The 21,598-nt window shown below is 64.9% G+C and carries 12 protein-coding genes; 9 read left to right on the forward strand and 3 right to left on the reverse strand.

The features are described from left to right. Positions 1 to 195 precede the first annotated feature (195 nt). Positions 196 to 3,369, reverse strand: a complete 3,174-nt coding sequence (locus ACVMDN_RS35300) for an efflux RND transporter permease subunit (RefSeq protein ID WP_028344243.1) — start codon at positions 3,367 to 3,369, stop codon at positions 196 to 198. Beyond that, on the reverse strand, positions 3,366 to 4,583 hold the full coding sequence (locus tag ACVMDN_RS35305) for an efflux RND transporter periplasmic adaptor subunit (protein ID WP_076834950.1): 1,218 nt from the start codon (positions 4,581 to 4,583) through the stop codon (positions 3,366 to 3,368). Before ACVMDN_RS35305 ends, ACVMDN_RS35300 begins: the two co-directional genes overlap by 4 nt. Positions 4,584 to 5,415: 832 nt before the next feature. On the opposite strand from ACVMDN_RS35305, the gene ACVMDN_RS35310 reads away from it, so the two are divergent. From ACVMDN_RS35310 to ACVMDN_RS35330, 5 genes are all read left to right on the forward strand, one after another. After that, positions 5,416 to 13,401 (forward strand): cadherin domain-containing protein, encoded by a 7,986-nt coding sequence (locus tag ACVMDN_RS35310; RefSeq protein ID WP_141339961.1) that lies wholly within the window; start codon positions 5,416 to 5,418, stop codon positions 13,399 to 13,401. 337 nt (positions 13,402 to 13,738) lie between these two features. Beyond that, positions 13,739 to 14,239: a phage tail protein gene (locus ACVMDN_RS35315; RefSeq protein ID WP_076834879.1), complete on the forward strand. Its 501-nt coding sequence runs from the start codon at positions 13,739 to 13,741 to the stop codon at positions 14,237 to 14,239. A gap of 42 nt (positions 14,240 to 14,281) precedes the next feature. Continuing rightward, complete coding sequence (locus ACVMDN_RS35320) at positions 14,282 to 14,776, forward strand: phage tail protein (protein WP_253588614.1); 495 nt, start codon at positions 14,282 to 14,284, stop codon at positions 14,774 to 14,776. A 12-nt stretch (positions 14,777 to 14,788) separates the two neighbouring features. Then, entirely contained in the window at positions 14,789 to 15,322 is a 534-nt protein-coding gene (locus ACVMDN_RS35325) for a phage tail protein (RefSeq protein ID WP_076834877.1), read from the forward strand. Between the two features lie 7 nt (positions 15,323 to 15,329). Beyond that, positions 15,330 to 15,878, forward strand: a complete 549-nt coding sequence (locus tag ACVMDN_RS35330; protein ID WP_244559027.1) for a GNAT family N-acetyltransferase — start codon at positions 15,330 to 15,332, stop codon at positions 15,876 to 15,878. Here the strand turns inward: ACVMDN_RS35330 and ACVMDN_RS35335 are convergent. Continuing rightward, positions 15,860 to 16,165, reverse strand: coding sequence for a DUF6916 family protein (locus ACVMDN_RS35335; protein WP_244559026.1), 306 nt, complete (start codon positions 16,163 to 16,165; stop codon positions 15,860 to 15,862). The two genes, ACVMDN_RS35330 and ACVMDN_RS35335, sit on opposite strands and share 19 nt — an antisense overlap. Positions 16,166 to 16,669: 504 nt before the next feature. Between ACVMDN_RS35335 and ACVMDN_RS35340 the strand changes: the two genes are divergently transcribed. The 4 genes from ACVMDN_RS35340 (at position 16,670) to ACVMDN_RS35355 (ending at position 21,247) form a co-directional block, all read left to right on the forward strand. Continuing rightward, the gene (locus ACVMDN_RS35340; protein ID WP_076834875.1) at positions 16,670 to 17,824 is read left to right on the forward strand and encodes an iron-containing alcohol dehydrogenase; all 1,155 of its coding nucleotides are present in this window, start codon (positions 16,670 to 16,672) and stop codon (positions 17,822 to 17,824) included. A gap of 87 nt (positions 17,825 to 17,911) precedes the next feature. Further along, positions 17,912 to 19,462 (forward strand): AMP-binding protein, encoded by a 1,551-nt coding sequence (locus tag ACVMDN_RS35345; protein ID WP_076834874.1) that lies wholly within the window; start codon positions 17,912 to 17,914, stop codon positions 19,460 to 19,462. Between the two features lie 120 nt (positions 19,463 to 19,582). Beyond that, entirely contained in the window at positions 19,583 to 20,281 is a 699-nt protein-coding gene (locus ACVMDN_RS35350) for a DUF2270 domain-containing protein (protein WP_371852193.1), read from the forward strand. 78 nt (positions 20,282 to 20,359) lie between these two features. Next, the gene (locus ACVMDN_RS35355) at positions 20,360 to 21,247 is read left to right on the forward strand and encodes a TauD/TfdA dioxygenase family protein (protein WP_076834872.1); all 888 of its coding nucleotides are present in this window, start codon (positions 20,360 to 20,362) and stop codon (positions 21,245 to 21,247) included. Positions 21,248 to 21,598 lie beyond the last annotated feature (351 nt).

Consider the following 21,598-nt stretch of genomic DNA (forward strand, 5'->3'; position numbering starts at 1 on the left):
TCTTTCCGCTCAGCCAAAAGTATGGGCTGCGTCGACAGCACTTGCTAGCTTCCCGTCACCCTGAGGAGCGCGGAACGCGCGTCTCGAAGGGTCGACGGCCCGGCCGGTGGCCGTGCATCCTTCGAGACGCCTGCTTCGCAGGCTCCTCAGGATGACGGGGAAGGACTTGCTGCTGCGGAACGTTGGGTGCCGCCCTCAACCCGCCACGGTTGCCTTGGGCTCGGCCGGCTTGCCCTCGTTCTTTCCTTCCGCGAGGTTGCGCACCACCATGTAGAAGATCGGCGTGAAGATCAGGCCGAACAGGGTGACGCCGAGCATGCCGAAGAACACGGCAACGCCGACCGCCTGCCGCATCTCCGAGCCCGAACCGGTCGATACCACCAGCGGCAGCACGCCGAGGATGAAGGCGAACGAGGTCATCAGGATCGGCCGCAGACGGAGCCGGCAGGCCTCGATCACCGCGTCCAGCCGCGACCTCCCCTCGAGCTCGATGTCGCGTGCAAATTCGACGATCAGGATCGCGTTCTTGGCGGCCAGCCCCACCAGCACCACGAAGCCGATCTGGGTCAGGATGTTGACGTCCTGGCCCATCAGGCGCACGCCGATCGTGGCCGCGAACAGGCACATCGGCACGATCAGGATCACCGCGAACGGCAAGGTCCAGCTGCCATATTGCGCGGCCAGCACCAGATAGACGAACAGCACGCAGATCGGGAACACGTAGAGGCCGGCATTGGCGCCGGTCACCTGCTGATAGGACAGGTCGGTCCACTCGAACGAAAAGCCGCTCGGCAATGTCTGGTCGGCGAGCTGCTTGATGGTGTTGAGCGCCGTCGTCGAGCTCACGCCGGGTGCCGGCTCACCCTGCAGTTCGGACGCCGAGTACAGATTGTAGCGCGCGACGCGGTCGGGTCCCGAGACGTCCTTGAAGTCCACGATGCTGCCGAGCATCACCATGTCGCCGGCGACGTTGCGGGTGCGCAGCCTTGCGAGATCGGGGCTGTCTTTCCGGAACGGCAGATCGGCTTGCGCGGTAACGTGATAGGTGCGGCCGAACAGGTTGAAGTCGTTGACATAGGTCGAACCAAAATAGGTCTGGATCGTGTCGTTAATGTTGGCGATCGGCACCCCGAGCTTCTGCGCCTTGACGCGATCAATGTCGACGAACAGCTGCGGCGTGTTCGCGGTGAACGGCGAGAACACCGACGTGAGAGACGGCGATTTGCGCGCGGCTGTCACCAATTCATCGGTCGCGGAAGCCAGCAGTTCGGGTCCGCGCCCCTGCCGGTCCTGGACGCGGATGGTGAAGCCACCACCGGTGCCGATGCCGGGCACGGCCGGCGGCGGAATGACGATGATGAAGGCGCCCTGGATCACCGACAGACGCTTGCGCAATTCGGCCGTGATCGCGTTCGCCGTCAGCCCCTTCTTCAGGCGCGCCTCCGGCTCGTCGAATACCGGGAACAGCGCCGCGGCGTTACCCTGCTGCGTGCGCGTCGCACCGGAGAAGCCGGCGAAAGCCGCGACGCGAACGATGCCCGGCGTATCCAGCGCAATCCGCTCGATCTCGCGCACAACAGCGGTGGTCCGCGCCAGCGACGCGGCGCCCGGCAGCTGCGCCGAGATGATGACGTAGCCGCGGTCCTGCGCCGGAATGAAGCCCTGCGAGGTGGTCGCGAGCAGCCAGCCGGCGCTGCCGATAAGTACGAGGTAGAGCGCAAGCATCACCACCGTATGCCGGATCACAAAGTCGGCCACCGATGCATAGCCGTGCGCGAGCCGGTCAAACACGCGGTTGAACAGCGCGGTGAAGCTGTCCCAGCCGCGCGCGATAATGTTCCAGCGCGCCGGCGGGCGTTTCTCCTCATGCGGCACCAGGATCTGCGAGGCCAGCGCCGGCGACAGCGTCAGCGAGCAGAAGCAGGAGATCGCGGTCGCGACCGCGATGGTGACCGCGAATTGCTGGAAGAACTGCCCGGAAATGCCGCCGAGGAAGGCGGTCGGCACGAACACCGCGCACAGCACGAGCGCGATCGAGACCAGCGCGCCGCCGACCTCCTCCATGGTCTTGAGCGCAGCGTCGCGCCTGCTCATGCCGTGCTCGAGATGCCGCTCGACATTTTCGACCACCACGATGGCGTCGTCGACCACGATGCCGACCGCCAGCACGAGGCCGAACAGCGTCAGATTGTTGATCGAGAAGCCGAGCGCCGCCATCACCGCGAAGGTGCCGACCAGCGACACCGGGATCGCGATGATCGGGATGATCGCAGGCCGCCATCCCTGCAGGAACACCAGCACCACGATGACGACGAGCGCCATGGCCTCGTAGATCGTCTTGATCAGCTCGTGGACCGATTGGGCGATGAATTCGGTCGGGTTGTAGCCGATATTGTAGTCGAGCCCCTTCGGGAAACTCGCCTTCATCCGCTCCATCGTGTCGGAGATGCTCTTGGCGGTGGCGAGCGCGTTCGATCCGGGCCGTTGCGTCACCAGCAGGGCGACCGCGGATTTGCGCAGCAGGAAGCTGTTGGTGGCGTAGGACAGCGCGCCGAGCTCGACGCGGGCGACGTCGCGCAGACGTACCGTGCGGCCGTCGGAGCCGGCCTTCACCACGATGTCCTCGAACTGCCTGATGTCCTTGAGGCGGCCGGTGAAGACGAGGTTCGGCTGGAATGCGCGATCGGCGATCGGCGGCTCGGCGATCTGGCCGCCGGCGATTTGCAGGTTCTGCGCCCGGATCGCCGCCAGCACCTCGGTCGAGGTCAGACCGAGATTGGCGATCCGGTCGGGATCGAGCCACAGCCGCATCGAGTAATCGCGCGCGCCGAACATCTGGATGTCGCCGACGCCATCGAGCCGCAACAGCTGGTCGCGGACCTGCAGCAGCGCGTAGTTGGAGATGTAGAGCTGGTCGAACGTGTCATCGGGCGACAGCATGAACACGACCATCAGGATGTCGGGCGAGTTCTTGCGCGTGGTCACGCCGTTGCGCTGCACCTCTTCGGGCAGCCGCGGCTGCGCGATCGCGACGCGGTTCTGCACCAGCACCTGGGCCTTGTCGAGGTCGGTGCCGAGCTTGAAGGTCGCTGTGATGGTGAGCTGGCCGTTCGACGTCGCCTGGCTGTAGAGATACAGCATGTCCTCGACGCCGTTGATCTCCTGCTCGATCGGCGCGGCGACGGTGTCGGACACGGTCTGCGCCGAGGCGCCCGGATATTGCGTGGTGACGACGACGGTCGGCGGCACCACTTGCGGATATTCCGAGACCGGCAGCGTCGGATAGGCGATCGCGCCGACGATCAGCAGCACGATCGACAGCACCATCGCGAGGATGGGCTGGTTGATGGAGAGCCTGCCGAGATTCATGGTTTGGCACCTGAGGCGGGCTTGTCAGCGGCCGCGGGCTTGTCGCCTGCGGCGGGCTTGGAATCCGCCGGAGCCTGCGCCATCTTCGGCGTCACCTTGGCGCCGACGCGGGCGCGCTGCAGGCCGTCGACGATCACGTGATCCTCCGCCTTGAGGCCTTCGCGGACGACGCGCAAGCCATCGTCGAGCGGCCCGAGCGTGACCGCTCTTGCTTCCACCGTGTTGTCGTCCTTGACCACGAACACGATCTTGCGCGACTGGTCGGTGGCAACAGCGCTGTCCGGGATCAACAGCGCCTCATAGGGCGAGGAGCCGATGATGCGGACGCGGCCGAACTGGCCGGGCAGGACCGACAGATCCTTGTTCGGAATGATCGCGCGGCTGCGCAGCGTCGCGGTCGAGACGTCGAGCCGGTTGTCGAGGAAGTCCATCTTGCCTTCATGCAAGGGCTTGGTCTCGCCGGTCAGCGTCACCTGCACCGGGTTCGCGGTGTCGCGCGAGCTCGGCCGCCTGCCTTCGAACCACAGCTTGCTATTGCGCTGATAGGTCGCCTCGTCGACGTCGAAATAGATGTAGATCGGATCGAGCGACACGATCGAGGTCAGCAGCGTCGCGCCGCCCTCGCTGCCCTGCACGAGATTGCCCGGAGTCACCAGATGCCGGCTGATGCGGCCGGTGATCGGCGCCAGCACATGGGTGAATTCGACGTTGAGCTGCGCGGCCTTCAGCGTGCCCTCGGCCTGGGTCTCGGCGGCGCGTGCCGCCTGCAACGCCTGACGGCGCTGATCGACGACTTGCTCCGAGACCGCGCTGGTCTGCACGAGGTTCAGCCCGCGCTCGAGATCGCGCTTGGCAAGCTCCCCCTTGGCGCGCGCGTCGGCCAGCTGGCCTTCGGCCTGCAGCACGACCGCCTCGAACGGCCGCGGGTCGATAATGTAGAGCAGATCGCCGGCGTGGACGATCGCACCATCCTTGAACTCGACGCTGTTGACGAAGCCGCCGACACGGGCGCGGACCTGAACCTCCTCGATCGCCTCGAAGCGGCCGGTGAACTCGTCCCAGTCGGTGACGGTGCGCTTGACCGGCTGCGCGACGGTCACGGGTGGCGGCGGAGGCGCGGCCTGCGATTGCGCGCTCTTGTTGTCGCAGCCGCCGAGCGCCAGCGCCGCCAGCAGCCCGATCGGCGCAAGGCCAAGCCAAGGCCTGAGCGACAGGCCGCGTGAGGCATGGCGGCGAAGCGAATGACGCTCGACGCCGGTCACCGGAGCCACACGCCCCGTTCTGTCAATCGAACTCAATTCCCTCTCCCCAAGGATCAGTGCAGGACTACGAAAGTCGCAATTAAACTTGCGGTGATTCAACGCGGATGGACCACCGCAATGTCGCGGCAGCGGACGTCACAGATGTAGCCGCTCCCCAGTCTGTTCAAGATGGCCGCCGGATCAAGCGAATAGTTGCGCAATCTGAAAGCCTTACGACGTGATCGCGAAGCCGTGACGACAGGAAGGGACAGATTAACTGGCCTTTCGGGTGAGGAGAGATCACAGACGGCTTGCCGGGAATCAATCCCAAGGCGAATCACCGACACATGTTCGTCACACAACGACAATTCCGCCTGCGGCGCAGAAACTACCGGGGGTCGCACAAGATTAAAAATGGTCGAGTTCCCACACTCTACCTCCCGCTGCATGGCCGAATCGTGGTTAACGGCGCGGTGTCACGTGGACACACATTGACACTCGGAAGCATCGACAATACGGTCGTGGTTGCCAACCGGTAAATTTTCTTGGCCGCCGCGCTTTTCTCGAACATTCATTGGGCTTTTCTCGCGGCGTGAGTGAGTGGAAGCGATTACGTAATGGCAAGCGCATTTGAACTTGCTGATGTCGGGACTCCGCAACCGTCGCGGTGTCCGCATATTGCGAGCGGACCGGTGCGATCTCGGATCGTAAGTAGTCAACCTCAACGTGTGAACTGCTTCACACCTCGTCGTCCCCAAAAATTGTAGTTAGTTGATCGGCTTTCACGCCGATCGCGGGAGTGCTCATGACGACCATACCTGCCTATACAATCGGTGGTTTAACCCGCCCCGAGCTTCATCTCGATCCGAGCGGCAATATCATTCTGGATCCGGCCGCGCAGGCGTTCGTCAATACGTATGGTCTGCAATATCTTTACCTGGGTTGTCCTCCCGGCACGCCGTGGCCGCCCGTGCCCGGCTTCCTGTCGCCTCCGACCGACGCCAATGCCGGCGCCAACACGGTTGTTGAGGGCGCCGCAGCCAATACATCGGTCGGCATCACCGCGCAATCCACCAGCCTGATCGGTCTTCCGGTCACCTATTCGCTGGCGTCCGATTCCTCGCATGGCGGCTTCAAGGTCGATCCGAATACCGGCGTCGTGTCGATTGCCGATCCCTCCAAGGTCGATTTCGAGAGCTCCGGCGGCAGCTACGTTGTCAATGTGCAGGCGACCGACGGTATCTTCGTCTCGTCGCAGAGCTTCACGATCGCGGTCAGCAATGCGCCGCCCTCGACACCGACCGACGGCAACGCCACCGCCAACGCCGTCAACGAGGGCGCCGCGGTCAACACCTCGGTCGGCATCACCGCGTCGTCGGCCGACGTCAACGGCCCCGGCGTCACCTACTCACTGACATCGGATTCCTCCAATGGCGGCTTCAAGATCGATCCCACCACCGGCATCGTCACCGTCGCCAATTCCGCCAAGATCGACTTCGAGACCGCGCCGGGCCACGCCTACACCATCACGGTCCAGGCCAGCGACGGCCATGGCGGCGTCAGCTCGCAGAGCTTCACGATCAACGTCAACGACGTGGCGGTCAGCACCCCGGTCGACATTAATGCCGCCGCCAACAGCGTCGTCGAAGGCGCTGCCGTCAATACGCTGGTCGGCATCACCGCCTCCGCGGTCGATCCGAACGGCCCCGCAACCACCTATTCGCTGACCGGCGACACCTCCGGCGGCGGCTTCACCATCAATGCCACGACGGGTGTCGTCACCGTCGCCGATCCGAACAAGCTCGATTACGAGAGCGCGCCGGGCCACGCCTACACCATCACGGTGCAGGCGACGAGTGGCGCGACCACGACGACGCAAACCTTCACGATCGGCGTGACCGACGCCCCGCCGTCGGCTCCCACCGACTCTGACGCCGCGACCAACACAGTGGTCGAAGGCGCCGCCATCGGCACCGCCGTCGGCATCACCGCGCACGCCACCGACATCAATGGCGGCACCGTGACCTATTCGCTGGTCGGCGATGCCCACGGCCTCACCATCAACGCCGCGACCGGCGTCGTCACCGTCGCCGATCCCACCAAGGTCGATTTCGAAACCGCGCCCGGCCACGCCTACACGATCACCGCGCAGGCCAGCGACGGCACGCAGACCAGCACGCAGACCTTTACCGTCAACGTCACCGACGTTGCGCCGTCGGCCCCGGTCGACAGCAATGCTGCCGCGAATACCGTCGTCGAAGGTGCGGCCGTCGGCACCACGGTCGGCGTCACCGCATCCTCGACCGACATCAACGGCCCGGCGGTAACCTATTCGCTGACCGGCGACAGCTCCGGCGGCGGCTTCACCATCAACGCGACAACAGGCGTCATCACCGTCGCCGACCCGAGCAAGCTCGATTACGAAAGCGCGCCCGGCCACGCCTATACCGTTACCGCGCAGGCCAGCGACGGCACCCTTGCGACCTCGCAGACCTTCACCATCGCCGTCACCGAAGCCCCGCCCTCGACCCCGGTCGACAGCGACGCCAGCGCCAATGCGATCGCCGAAGGCGCCGCCAACGGCTCGACCGTCGGTGTCACGGCGTCGTCGATCGACGTCAACGGCCCGCCGGTGACCTATGCGCTGATCGGCGACACCTCCGGCGGCGGCTTCACCATCGACGCGACAACCGGCGTCATCACCGTCGCGGATAGCACCAAGGTCGATTACGAGAGCAGCGGTCCGACCCATTCCTATACCGTCACCGCGCAGGCCAGCGACGGCACGACGGCGAGTTCGCAAACCTTTACGATCGCCGTCACCGACGTCGCGCCGTCGACCCCGGTCGACTCCGACGCCGGCGCCAACACCGTCATTGAAGGCGCAGCCAACGGCTCGACCGTCGGTATCACCGCGTCGGCGACCGACATCAACGGTCCGGCCGTGACCTGGTCGCTGATCGGCGACAGCTCCGGCGGCGGCTTCACCATCAATGCCGCAACCGGCGTCGTCACGGTCGCCGATTCGAGCAAGCTCGATTTCGAAAGCTCGGGCGGCAGCTACACCGTCACCACGCAAGCCAGCGACGGCACGCTAGCGAGCTCGCAGACCTTCACCATCAACATCGCGGATGTTGCGCCATCGACGCCGGTCGACGGCGACGCCGCCGCCAACAGCGTTGTCGAAGGCGCGGCCGCCGGCACTGCGGTCGGCATCACCGCGCATGCGACCGACGTCAACGGCCCGGCCGTGACCTGGTCGCTGATCGGCGACACCTCCGGCGGCGGCTTCACCATCGACCCGACGACCGGCGTCATCACCGTCGCCGACCCGACCAAGATCGATTATGAGGGCAGCGGCCCGACCCATTCTTATACGGTGACCGCGCAGGCCAGCGACGGAACGCTGGCGAGCTCGCAGAGCTTCACCATCGCCGTCAACGACGCCGCACCGTCGACCCCGGTCGATGCCGACGCCGGCACCAACACGATCGCCGAAGGCGCTGCCAACGGCTCGACCGTCGGCATCACCGCGGCGGCAACCGACGTCAACGGCCCAACCGTGACCTGGTCGCTGATCGGCGACACCTCCGGCGGTGGCTTCACCATCAATGCGACGACGGGCGTCATCACCGTCGCGGACAGCTCCAAGATCGATTACGAAAGCCCGGCCGGACACGCCTACACCGTCACCGCGCAGGCCAGCGACGGTTTGCTCACGAGTTCGCAGACCTTCACCATCGCCGTCACCGACGTCGCGCCGTCGACCCCGGTCGATGCCGACGCCGGCGCCAACCGCGTTGCGGTCAACGCACCGGTCGGCGCGGGAACCAGCGTCACGGCATCCTCGACGGACGTCAACGGCCCCGCCGTGACCTATTCGCTGGTCGGCGACACTTCCGGCGGCGGCTTCACCATCGATGCGACCACCGGCAAGATCACGGTCGCCGATCCCAGCAAGATCAACATTGCCGACCCGTCCTATGACGTCACGGTCGATGCGAGCGACGGTACGCTGCACAGCCAGCAGACCTTCACCATCGCCGTCGTGGTCGACCAGGCGCCGGTCGTCACCGCCGGCCACACGCTGAACTACACCGAGAACCAGGCCGCGACCGTGATCGATTCGGCGATCACCGTCACCGACGGCGATGACGCCAATCTGGTGTCCGCGACGGTGCAGATCACCGGCAACTATGCCAGCGGCCAGGATGTCCTCGGCTTCACCAACCAGAACGGCATCACCGGCTCGTTCAATGCCGCGACCGGAACGCTGACGCTGACCGGCTCCTCCAGCGTCGCGAACTACCAGGCCGCGCTGGCGTCGGTGACTTACATCAACAGCAGCGACAATCCGTCCGGGCTGGCGCGCACCGTCACCATCACGACCAATGACGGCACGCTCGACAGCTCGCCGGTCACCGACACCATCAACGTCACCCCGGTCAACGACCCGCCCGTCGTCACCGCCGGTCACACCCTCAATTACACCGAGAACCAGGCCGCGACCGCGTTCGACCCGGCGATCATCGTGTCCGACGTCGACAACACTACGCTGACCGGCGCGACGGTGCAGATCACCGGCAACTACGCGAACGGTCAGGACGTCCTCGCCTTTACGTCCCAGAACGGCATCACCGGCTCGTTCAATGCGGGAACCGGCATGCTGACGCTGACAGGCACCGCCAGCGTCGCCGATTATCAGGCGGCGCTCGCCTCGGTGACCTATCAGAACACCAGCGACAACCCGTCGGGCCTGGCGCGCACCGTCACGATCATCGCAAACGACGGCACGGCGACCTCCACGCCGGTCACCGGCACCATCAACGTCACGCCGGTCAACGATCCGCCGGTCACGACCGCCGGCGGCACGCTGAACTACACCGAAAACCAGGCCGCGACCGTGATCGATGCGTCGGTCAACGTGACCGATGTCGACAGCGCCAATATGACCGGCGCGACGGTGCAGATCACCGGCGGCTTCGCCGCCGGCCAGGACGTGCTGGGCTTCGCCGGCCAAAACGGCATCTCCGGATCGTACAACAGCTTGACCGGCGTGCTGACGCTATTTGGCTCCTCCAGCGTCGCCAACTACAAGGCCGCGCTCGATTCCATCACCTACTTCAACTCGAGCGACAATCCGTCCGGCGCGGATCGCACCGTCAGCTTCACCGTCAATGACGGCTCGGCGAATAGCAACACTTCGACCTCGATCATCCACGTCACGCCGGTCAACGACGCGCCGGTCGTGAGCTTCGGGGCCATCACCGGCTTCTCCGAGCCGCCGAACGGCACCCCGGCAGCGAACTCGACGCCGGTCACGATCACGCCGAACCTGACGATCACGGACGCCGAAGGCAATAACCTGACCGATGCGACCTTCGTTCTGAACAATCTGAAGCCGTCGGATGCGCTGTCGATCGCAGGCCACGCCGGCAACAGCGGCGATATCGGCGGCATCCACTTCGAGATCACCAGCACCGCGGGCACCGAAACGATCAGCTTCACCGGCACCGACACGCTTGCGCACTACAATGCGGCGCTGGACCTGATTCAGTTCAACAACACCAGCGAAAACCCCGACACCACCGCGCATTCCTACAGCCTGACCGTGCACGATGACGGCGGCACCGCCAATGGCGGCAGCAACACCGGCACAGGATCGACGACGGGAAGCGTCACCGCCGTGGACGATGGCCCGACCGCGTCGGTGCCGGCGGACAATTCGATCGGAACGGCGTTCTCGCACACCAACCTCGCGATTTCAGGACTTTCGGTCGCCGACATCGATGCCGCCAGCGGCAACGTCACGGCGACGATTGCCTCAAGCCATGCGAACCTGACCTTCAATACCGCCGGGCTCGCCAGCTCCACCAACAACAGCAGCCACACGGTGACGCTGACCGGCACCGTCGCACAGGTCAACACCGCGCTGGCGACCTTGACATACAACAGCGACGACGGCTTCACCGGCTCGGATACCGTCACGCTGAACATCAACGACAACGGCAACACCGGCACCGGCGGGCCGCTCACGTCGGGCGCCCAGACCTTCCACGTCGGCGTCGTCCCGCAGGTGTTCTATATCGACAACTCGCCCACGGCGCTGGCCAACAGCGCCAATCTCGGCACCGCGGCCGATCCATACACCTCGATCGCCGCCTACAACGCGGCGAATCCGGCCGGCTCTGGCGACTATGTCGTGCTGAGGTCCGGCACCTATACCGAGGCCAACGGCATCAACCTCGCCAATGGCGTCAACCTGGTCGGCGGCAGTCACTCCCTGACGTTCACCAATCCGGTGACCGGCGCTGTGGTGACCGCGAACACCGCGACCGGCACCGATCCGGTGATCAAGGTGACCGGCGCCGACAACGGCATCGACCTGCTCGGCACCTCGGGCCACAGCATTAGCGGCGTCAGCATCGACACCTCGGCCTCGACCGGCGTGGGCATCAGCGACGACGGCTTCAATGTCGGCACCGTCACGATGTCCGACATCACGGTCAAGACTGCCAGCGGCACCGGCATGAGCTTCACGCATGGCGGCACCATCACGCTGACCGGCACCAACAACTCCATCACGTCAGGCACCGGCACCGCGCTCGATGTCGAGAACACCCAGATCGGCTCGTCCAACCTCATCCTCAAGAGCATCACCTCGAGCGGTGGGTCCAACAACGGCATCATCCTGTCGAATACCGGCACGGCCGCCGGCAATGGCGGCCTGCACATCACCGGCGACGGTTCGACGGCGGGCAGCGGCGGCACCATCGCCAATAAGACCGGCGCCGACGGCAGCACCACGCAGGGCAGCGGCGTCTATCTGAACAACACCAAGGACGTTCAGCTCTCCTACCTGGCGATGCACGACTTCCAGAACTACGGCATCGTCGGCACCAGCGTCACCGGCTTTGCCCTCGGCAACACCACGGTGACCGGCACCAACGGCACCAACGTCGGCGGCATCGGCGAGGGCGACGTCTACTTCACCGGCCTGTCCGGCACGGCGTCGGTAACGAATTCGACCTTCACGGGCGCAGCGCTCGATGCGTTCCACGTCTTCAACAACAGCGGTCAGACACTCAACCGCATCACCATTACCGGCTCGACCTTCGCGACCAATTCGGCGGCCGGAAACAGCTCGGGCGATGCCCTGGTGTTCCAGGCCACCGACGGAACATTCAACGCGACCGTGCAGAATTCGACATTCACGTCGGCGCGCGGCGACCTGTTCCAGCTCGATCTGCACGGCGGCGTCAACTCGGACCTCGTGCTGAACGGAAACAGTTTCTCGAACAACAACCAGAATATCGTCTCGGGCGGCGGCGGCATCACCATCAGCTCCGGCGGGACCGGCGACCACGCCAACCTGACCTTCAACATCGCCAACAATACCATGCGTGATGCCCTCGGCACCGCGCTCGGCATCAGCACGGGATCAGGAGCAAGCTCGTTCAACGGCACGATCGATTCCAACACGATCGGCGTCGCCGGCGTCGCCAACAGCGGCTCCGCCCAGGGCAGTGACATCGGCTTCGTCACGATGGGCGGGGCCAATTCCAGCGTCACGATCACCAACAATCATCTGTATCAGTACAACAACGACGGAATCGAACTGCAGACCGGTGACGCTGCGAACGGCGGCAACGCCCTATTGACCGCGATCGTCATGGGCAACACGGTGTCCAACCCGGGTGCGTTCGGCGCTCATGGCTTCGAACTTAATGCCGGCACGGTCGCGGGCGATGCGCAGAGCGTCTCGCTGACGCTGGGCGGCACCGGCGCCCAGGAAAATCAGTTCCTCGGTTCGGGCGCGACCGGCACCGACATCCGGCTGCGCGATCGGTTTGCCACCACCGTCGGCCTGCACGCGGGCGACGGCACGTCCTACGGCGGCGGCTCCACCGATACCGCCGCGATTTCAGCCTACGTCCTGGCGCACAATACGGTCACCACGGCACCGACCATCAGCGTCACGGCGGGCAGCACCAACGGCTTCGGCTCGTCGCCGCTGATCGCCGCGGATGGCGGCGTGCAGGCCGCCATCGCGACCCCTGGTGAAACCCACCTGACGCAAAGCCAGCTCGACTCGGTCGTCTCGGCGGCCATTACCCAATGGGCAAAGGCTGGCGTGGACGCGGATCAACTGGCCGCGCTGCATGCCGTCACCTTCAGCGTCGCTGATCTCGCCGGCCAGGTCGTCGGCCTGGAAAGCGCCGGCCACATCACGATCGATGCCGACGCCGCCGGCCATGGCTGGTTTGTTGATTCGACACCGTTTGACAATTTTGAGTTCACCCACGCGCTCAATGCTTCCGGCTCCGATCTGCAGACCGATTCGTCGACGGCCGCCGCCGGTCATCTCGATCTATTGACCGCCGTGGTCCATGAATTGGGACACGTGCTCGGCCTCCCCGACCTGACGTCGTCATCCGATGTCAACGACCTGATGTATATCAGTCTCGCCGACGGCGAGCGGCGGCTCCCAATCGCCGCGGATGTCACGCAGGCCAACGTGGGATCGGCGAAGGCGATGCCCATGCAGAGCAACACATCCTCGACTCTGAACCGCGACGGCTTCGACTTCTCGTCGTTCACCCAGACGCCGTCGCAGGCCAGCACGAGCCACGCGGACCCGGCCGCGAACACCCAGACCTGGTCCGATCTGTTCAGCGGGCACGCCAATGCCGGCACCCCATGGTGGGTCGGCCATGAGGCGACGTTTGCCGCCATGGGCGGCACGCCGACCGACAACCACGCCCAGCTGCACCATGACCTGATCGTCTGACCGGGCACCGTATCGACTACACAACGCCTGCCGAAGCGTTCCGGCAGGCTTGCCTCAGATGGATGGGATCCGCGCTTCCGTCGACCCGGCAAACTTCAATCGCCTCATGATGTCCGCTTGGACATGTCCGATTCGTGACAACGGTCCCGTCAGCAGCGATACCGTCTCGTCGCGAACTGCGAATGGCTCGCGCGGCCGCGGAATCGAAAAAATCGCGGAAACCAGACAATCGTTGAGGTTGCACTAGCCGCAAAACACGCTATCGTGCAGACGTTGCACACGCAGCATCATTGCTTCGAATTTTTCACAAATCGTACGACGTATTCGCGGAGGACCGATGGCCGATCCGTTTCTTTCCGAAGTCCGCATGATGTCGTTCGGCTTTGCGCCCAAGGGTTGGGCATTTTGCAACGGCCAACTGCTTCCCATCGCTCAGAATCAGGCACTGTTCTCGTTGCTAGGTACGACCTATGGCGGGGACGGGCGCGTCACTTTTGGCCTGCCCGACCTTCGAGGCCGGGTGCCGATAAGTATGGGCCCCGGCTATACGCTCGGCCAACGCGGCGGCGAGGAGAGCCACACGCTCACGATCAACGAGATGGCGCAGCACAATCATTTGGCCAACGCCACCAACAGCAACGGTAGCCAGCCGCTCGATTCGGGGGCCTATCTCGGTGCCTTCAACAACGGCTACAGCACGTCGACGACCGACATCACCCCGCTCAATCCATTGACCGTGGGCAATGCCGGCGGCGGCCAGGCCCATCAGAACATGCAACCGTTCCTGACGATCAATTTCAGCATTGCCCTCCAGGGCATTTTCCCCTCGCAGAATTGACGAGAAGCGCCGATGTCAGAATCCTATTTAGGCGAAATCCGTATGTTCGGCGGCAGCTTTGCCCCGGTCGGATGGAATTTCTGTGACGGCAGCCTGTTGGCGATCTCCCAGTACGACGCGCTGTTCAATCTGATCGGCACCACCTATGGCGGCGATGGCCAATCCACCTTCGCGGTCCCCGATCTGCGCGGCCGTGTGCCAATCCACACGGGCACCGCCAGCAGCGGCACGACCTATGCCATGGGGCAGACTGGCGGCGTCGAAAACGTGACACTCACGACGCAGACGATCCCGCAGCATTCGCACGCCTTCATCGCCGCGAAGCAGACCGGCACCGCGTCGAACCCGCAGGGAAATATTCTCGATCAGACGACCGGCACAATCGCGATGTATATCGACGGCCAGCCGCCCGACGGGCCCATGGCAGGCGGAATGCTGACGAATACCGGCGGAAACCTGCCGCACAGCAATTTGCAGCCGCTGCTTTGCGTCACCTTCATCATTTCGCTGTCCGGCATTTTCCCGAGCCAGGGCTAGGAGCGCGACACCATGGCCGACCCCTTCGTCGCCGAAATCCGCATCTTTCCGTTCAACTTCGCTCCCAAGGGCTGGGCCTTCTGCAGCGGCCAGATCCTGCCGATCTCGCAGAACACGGCGCTGTTTTCGCTGCTCGGCGTCACCTATGGCGGCAACGGCACCTCGAATTTCGCGCTTCCCAACATGCAGGGCAACGCGCCGCTGGCGCCCGGACAGGGCCCGGGGCTGTCGCTGTATGACCTCGGCGAGACCACCGGCTCCCCCAATGTGACGCTGCTGCAAAACCAGATACCGCAGCACAACCACCCTGTGAACGTCGGTACGCAGGACACGGCCGACGTTCAAGTCCCGAGCCCGACCCGCATCCTCGGCAAATCGGCCAACGCGTTCGCCTACGTGCCCGGGAGCCCGGCGCCAACACTGACGCAGATGAACGCAACCATGATCGGCATGACGGGCGGCAACCTTCCGCACAACAACATGCAACCTTACCTCACGCTGAACTTCTGCATCGCACTGCAGGGCGTCTTCCCGGCGCGAGGCTGAGCTCGTTTTGGCTCTCGACGCGCCAGGCACCATCACGTCCGCCTTCGGCTGGGCGCGCGCGGCCGAAGTCGGTTGCGGCTTTCGCCGCCTGTCGGAGGCGGACCTGCCGTTCCTCGGCCGCCTCTATGCCTCGACGCGCGCCGAGGAACTTGCGCCGGTGCCGTGGAGCGAGGCCGACAAGGCTGCCTTTCTCGAGCAGCAATTCCGCGCCCAGCACGCGCACTACCAGCAGCACTATCCGAACGCCGATTGGCTGGTGATCGCGCGCCAGGGTGAAGACGTCGGCCGGTTCTATCTCGAACGCTGGCCGAGCCAGCACCGCATCATCGACATCGCCTTCCTGCCCGAGCATCGCGGCAGGGGCTACGGCGAAGCGTTGCTGCGCGACGCGATCGACGAGGCGAAGGCCGCCGGCAAGGACGTCTCGATCCACGTCGAGAAGCTCAACCCGGCGATGCGGCTCTACCGGCGGCTCGGCTTCATCACCGAGGAAGACAAGGGCGTTTACGACCTGATGCGCTGGCGGGCGGCAGAGCGTCAGGTGAAGATCGCTTGATAACCATTGCCGTCCGCGACCGGACCGATCGGCACCAGGAACATCTCGATCACGCCCAATGCCGGATGCCGCACCGGATAGATCGCCTGCGGCAGCCACGCGCCCTTCGGGCCCGCGAACAGCAGCGAGAACGCGCCGCCCGGCCGGCCGCTGTTGCCCGCGGGCTCGACCTTGGCGAGCTTCAGCGGCACGACGCAATCCCTCTCCGCCTGCATCGCGAACTCCGCATCCTGATGCGGCGTGAAGTCGTCAATATGCAGTTTCGCGAGATCGACGGTCGATGTCATGCGCACGTCCCTGTTGCTTTCGAGGTGTAACACACGCGGCGATGTTGCCGTCAAGATTTCTGCCGGTCATCCGATTTCGACCTGAAGCTTTCACCGTCATTCCGGGGCGCCCTCTGCTTCCAGGGGGAGGCAAGTAAACGCAAGACTCGGATGCAGCGCGCCGCGAGGATGCGGATGTATGACTCACGCGAGCGCTACATATTCGATGTCGTCCCGGGCAAGCCAACGGGTCGGCGCGAAGCGCCGCCCGATGACAGGCTCCGCGCGACCCGGGACCCATAACCACCGATGCCAATTGTTTAGCCAGCGCTCGGGCCACAGCTCACTTCAACAACGCAACCCTGTGGTTATGGGTCCCTGCTTTCGCAGGGACGACAGCGGAATGGGCGGCGCGACCGTATCAAACCACCGGCCCAGAGCCCTGATGACGGCCCCGATTTCCTCCGCTAACCTCGCCGCAAAGGTCCGCCAGCAAGGCGGACCGTGTTGAGGGAGGACAGGCGCTTGCATCAAGGCCGTGTCGTATTCGGTGCCATGGACGAGGTCGTGTTCGGGCGGCCCGCGCGTGAGGCCATCGTCGAGCAGCTGGACCGGATTGGCGCCGAGCGCGCCTTTCTGATGGTGTCGGGCACGCTGAACCGCGAGACCGACGAGATCGAGAAGGTTCGCGCGGCGCTTGGGCGCCGCTGCGTCGGCACCTTCGACAAGATGCCGGCGCATACGCCGCGCGCCGCGGTGATCGCGGCGGCGGAGCAGGCGCGCGGCGCGAAAGCGGATTTGATCGTCACGATCGGCGGCGGCTCGATCACCGACGGCGCCAAGGCGGTGCAGCTTTGCCTCGCCAACAACGTCACGACGTCCGACGGCATCGAGACGATCCGCACCCATGGCGGCGTCTCGCCCGCGATGAACCCACCGACCGTGCGCCAGATCAGCGTGCCGACCACCATCGCCGGCGGCGAGTTCTCGTCGATCGCCGGCGTCACCAACGAGGCCAAGCGGCAGAAGGAGATGCTGCGCCATCCGCTGGTGATGCCGCGCGCCACCATCCTCGATCCGGAACTGTCGGTGCACACGCCGGAATGGCTGTTCCTGTCGACCGGCATCCGCGCCGTCGACCATTGCGTCGAGGGCATCTGCTCGCGCGAGGCGCATCCTTACGGCGACGCGCAGGCGCTGAAGGGACTGGAGATGCTGGCAGCCGGCCTGCCGCGGGTGAAAGCCGACCCGAAGGATATTTCGGCGCGAATGGATTGCCAGATCGGCACCTGGCTCTCCACCGGCCCGCTCGCCTCGGGTGTGCCGATGGGCGCGAGCCACGGCATCGGCTACGTGCTCGGCGCCGAATTCGACGTGCCGCACGGCTATACCTCGTGCGTGATGCTGCCCGCGGTGATGCGCTGGAACAAGCGCGACAATGCCGACCGGCACGCGCTGGTCGCGGCCGCAATGGGACATGCGGGCGCGGACGCCGGCGACGTGCTCGACCTCTTCATCCGCGACCTCGGCATGCCGCGCAGCCTGCAGGAGGTCCACGTCGGCCCCGAGCATTTCGACCGCATCGCAAAGCAAGCGATGCGAACGCCCTGGGTGCCGCGCAATCCGCGCAAGATCGACGATCCATCCCAGGTTCGCGAGATTCTGGAGATGGCTGCATAGAGCGCTTTCGAGCGAAGTGGGTACCGGTTCGCGTGAAGAAAACGCGTCAAACAAGAACAAGCACGATCAAGGGGGATCTGGAGTTCGATGTATACCGGCAAGCATGCTTACCTGCGCCCGCTGCAACCCGCCTTCATCATGGCCGGGACCGGCGAGACCGTCACCTATCGTGAGCTCGAGGCGCGCTCCAACCGGCTCGCGCATCTGTTCCGCAAGCAGGGGCTGCGTCGGCTCGATCATTATTCGATCTTCATGGAGAACAACAACCGCTACCTCGAGGCCTGCGGCGCCGGCGAGCGCGCCGGGCTCTACTTCACCTGCGTCAACTCCTACCTCACCGCGGGCGAACTCGCCTACATCCTGACCAACAGCCAGTCGCGGATCCTGATCACCTCGAAGCTGAAGCTCGACATCGCGCGCGAGGCGCTGAAGGAGTGCCTGCGGGTCGAGCTCTGCATCGTGGTCGACGGCGAAAGCGAGAGCGATCGCATTGTCGGACTGCGAGAGGCCACCGCAGGCCTGCCGTCAACGCCGATCGCGGACGAATTTGCCGGCACCGCGATGCTGTATTCCTCCGGCACGACCGGCCGGCCCAAGGGCATCGTGCGGCCGCTGCCGGAGCAGCCGCCATCGCAGAACCTGCCGCTGTTCGATTTCCTGACCAAGCTCTGGCACTACCGCGAGGGCATGGTCTACCTCTCGCCGGCGCCGCTCTACCACTCGGCGCCGCAGGCCGCGGTCAATCTCACCATCCGGATGGGCGGCACGGTCGTCATTATGGAGAGCTTCGACCCGGAGCGCTATCTGCAGCTGGTCGAGCAATGGGGCATCACCCACAGCCAGCTGGTGCCGACCATGTTCTCGCGCCTGCTGAAACTGCCCGAGGAGGTTCGCGCCCGCTACGATCTGTCGACCCTCGAGATCGCGATCCATGCCGCCGCGCCCTGCCCGGCGCTGGTCAAGGACGACATGATCAAATGGTGGGGCCCCATCATCCACGAATATTACGGCGCGACCGAGGGGCTCGGCTTCACCGCCTGCAACAGCGAGGAGTGGCTCGCGCATCGCGGCACCGTCGGCAGGGTCCTGCTCGGCGATCTGTATATCCTCGACGAGAACATGCAGCCTTGCCCCAAGGGAACGCCGGGCACCGTGTGGTTCAAGACCGCCACGCCATTCGAATATTTCAACGACCCCGCCAAGACCGGCGAGGCGCGCTCGGCCGACGGCAGCATGAGCACGGTCGGCGACGTCGGCTATGTCGACGACGAGAACTTCCTCTATCTCACCGACCGCGCCACCTTCATGATCATCTCCGGCGGCGTGAACATCTATCCGCAGGAATGCGAGAACCTCCTGATCACCCATCCCAAGGTCGCCGACGCCGCGGTGTTCGGCGTGCCCAATGTCGATCTCGGCGAGGAAGTGAAGGCGGTGGTGCAGCCGGTCGACGGCATCGCGCCGGGGCCGGAGCTTGCCGAGGAACTGATCGCATTCTGCGCCGGCTCGCTGTCGCGCCAGAAGGTGCCGCGCTCGGTGGATTTCGAAGCCGAGCTGCCGCGGCTGCCGACCGGCAAACTCTACAAGCGCCTGCTGCGTGACCGCTATTGGGGCAACAAGACCTCGCGGATCGTGTGAGCGGCGGTGCGGCATCCGGACTGATGCTGCCAACCAAGCCGACGGACGCAACGGACTCGCCGGTCGCGCGGATTTCGCGCTATGCTCCGGGATCGTAAGCCAGCTTCGCCGGAGGCCGCCATGCCATTGCCCCAGCCGCGCGAGCCGGAGCCGGTGCAGGCCGGAAGGCTCGAATTCACTGCCGCCGAGATCGGTGCACTCGCCCATCTCTATCGTGGCGAGGTCTATCGCAGCACGGTCTGGCGCACCCGTCTCGACAGCTCGACCAACTGGGCGGTGGTCACGACCGGGATCGCGCTGTCGGCGACCTATAGCAGCGCAGAGGCTTCGCCCTTGCCGATGGTCCTGGTCGGACTGCTGGTAACCGTGTTCCTGCTATTCGAGGCGCGGCGCTATCGCTATTTCAACGTCTGGCGCGCCCGGGCGCGGTTGCTCGAAACCGACTTCTACGCGCCGATGATCCGCGGCGAGGGCCCCACACCGAACGCAGCCTGGACCGACCTGCTCGCCAACGACTACCGCCGCCCCAGCTATCACATCAGCTATGTCAGAGCGATCGGCCGGCGCCTGCGACGGACTTATGGCTGGATCTTCGCGATCCAGGCCATCGCCTATTACGGCAAGCTGGCGATCCACCCGCTGCCGCTGACCACGATGAGCGCGATCTTGGACCGCGCTTCGATCGGTCCGATTCCCGGAACCATCGTGATTCTGGCCGGTGTCGCCTTCCATTCCAGCTGGGCGCTGTTCGCCTTCGTCACACATCGCATCGAGGTCGCGGACCGGCGCACGCGGCACAATCTGATCGCAATGGGCTGAGGCGCCGCGGGCCGCGTTGCCGATCGCGGGCTTTTCCCCTAACCTCGCCGCAACAACAAAGAAAAGGGAGGACTTGCGATGGAAGTGATCCCACTGCGTCCGGGATTCGGTGCCGAGCTGCGCGGCGTCACGCTGTCAGACGTTGCCGCCAGCGATGCCGCCTATGCGGCGGTGCGCGCGGCGTTCGAGGAACATTCGGTGCTGGTGTTCCGCCGCCAGGAGGTCAGCAACGACACCCAGCTCGCCTTCTCGCGCCGGTTCGGTCCGCCCGAGGTGACCAAGGTCGGTTCGATGGGCACCGGTTCGCATTTCGTGATCCTCTCGACCTTCGGGCCCGACGGCAAGGTGGTTCCATCCGATCACCGGCAGCAGCTGCGCGCCAGGGCCAACCAGCTCTGGCACACCGACTCTTCCTTCAAGCAGGTGCCGGCGCTGACCTCGATCCTGTCGGCGCGCATCATTCCTGAACATGGCGGCGAGACCGAATTCGTCTCGATGCGGCTTGCCTTCGAGCGGCTCGACAAGGACGCGGCAAGTCGGCTGGAGAACGCGTTCGCCTGGCACTCCTACGCGCATTCGCGCAGCAAGGTGGCCACCGGCCTCGCAACGACTGAAGAAGTCGACGCGCTGCCGCCGGTATGCTGGCGGATGGTCTGGCGCAATCCCGTCAACGGCCGCGGCGCGCTGTATCTTGCCTCCCATGCCTATGGCGTCGAGGGCATGGATACCGAGGCCGGCAGGGCGCTGATCGAGCAATTGACCGAAGCCGCGACCGCGCCCGGCGTCAGCTATCTGCATCAATGGAAGCAGGGCGACGTCGTGATGTGGGACAACCGCGCCACCATGCATCGCGGCCGCCCCTGGCCGGCGCATGAGGGCCGCCTGATGATTCGCACCACGATCTCGGCGACCGAGGCCGATGGCGTCGCCAACATGCACCTGCCTTCGCCGCAGGCGGCGGAGTGAGGTGAATGCGAATGTTTCCCCGTCATCCTGAGGTGCGAGCGGAGCGAGCCTCGAAGGATGCACGGCCACCAGCTGGGCCGTCGATCCTTGGAGACGCGCTTCGCGCTCCTCAGGATGACGGAGAGCGTGTGCAGTGCGCGGCTTACATCGGCGACATACTGTCGCTGATTGCAGCCCGCTTCACGCCGCACACATCGGCATCGGCAACCGAATTCAAACGGAGTTTCGCCGCTGCATAGCAAAACGACGCAGGTTCCCCGCAATCACAGCCATTATTCCCGATCCGTGGAAATTTTAATGTTGTGGGGTCATCCGAATTGCCAATCCCCGCGCGATCCTCGCTGGTTGCCC

The sequence above is a fragment of the Bradyrhizobium sp. USDA 4510 genome (assembly GCF_054059095.1).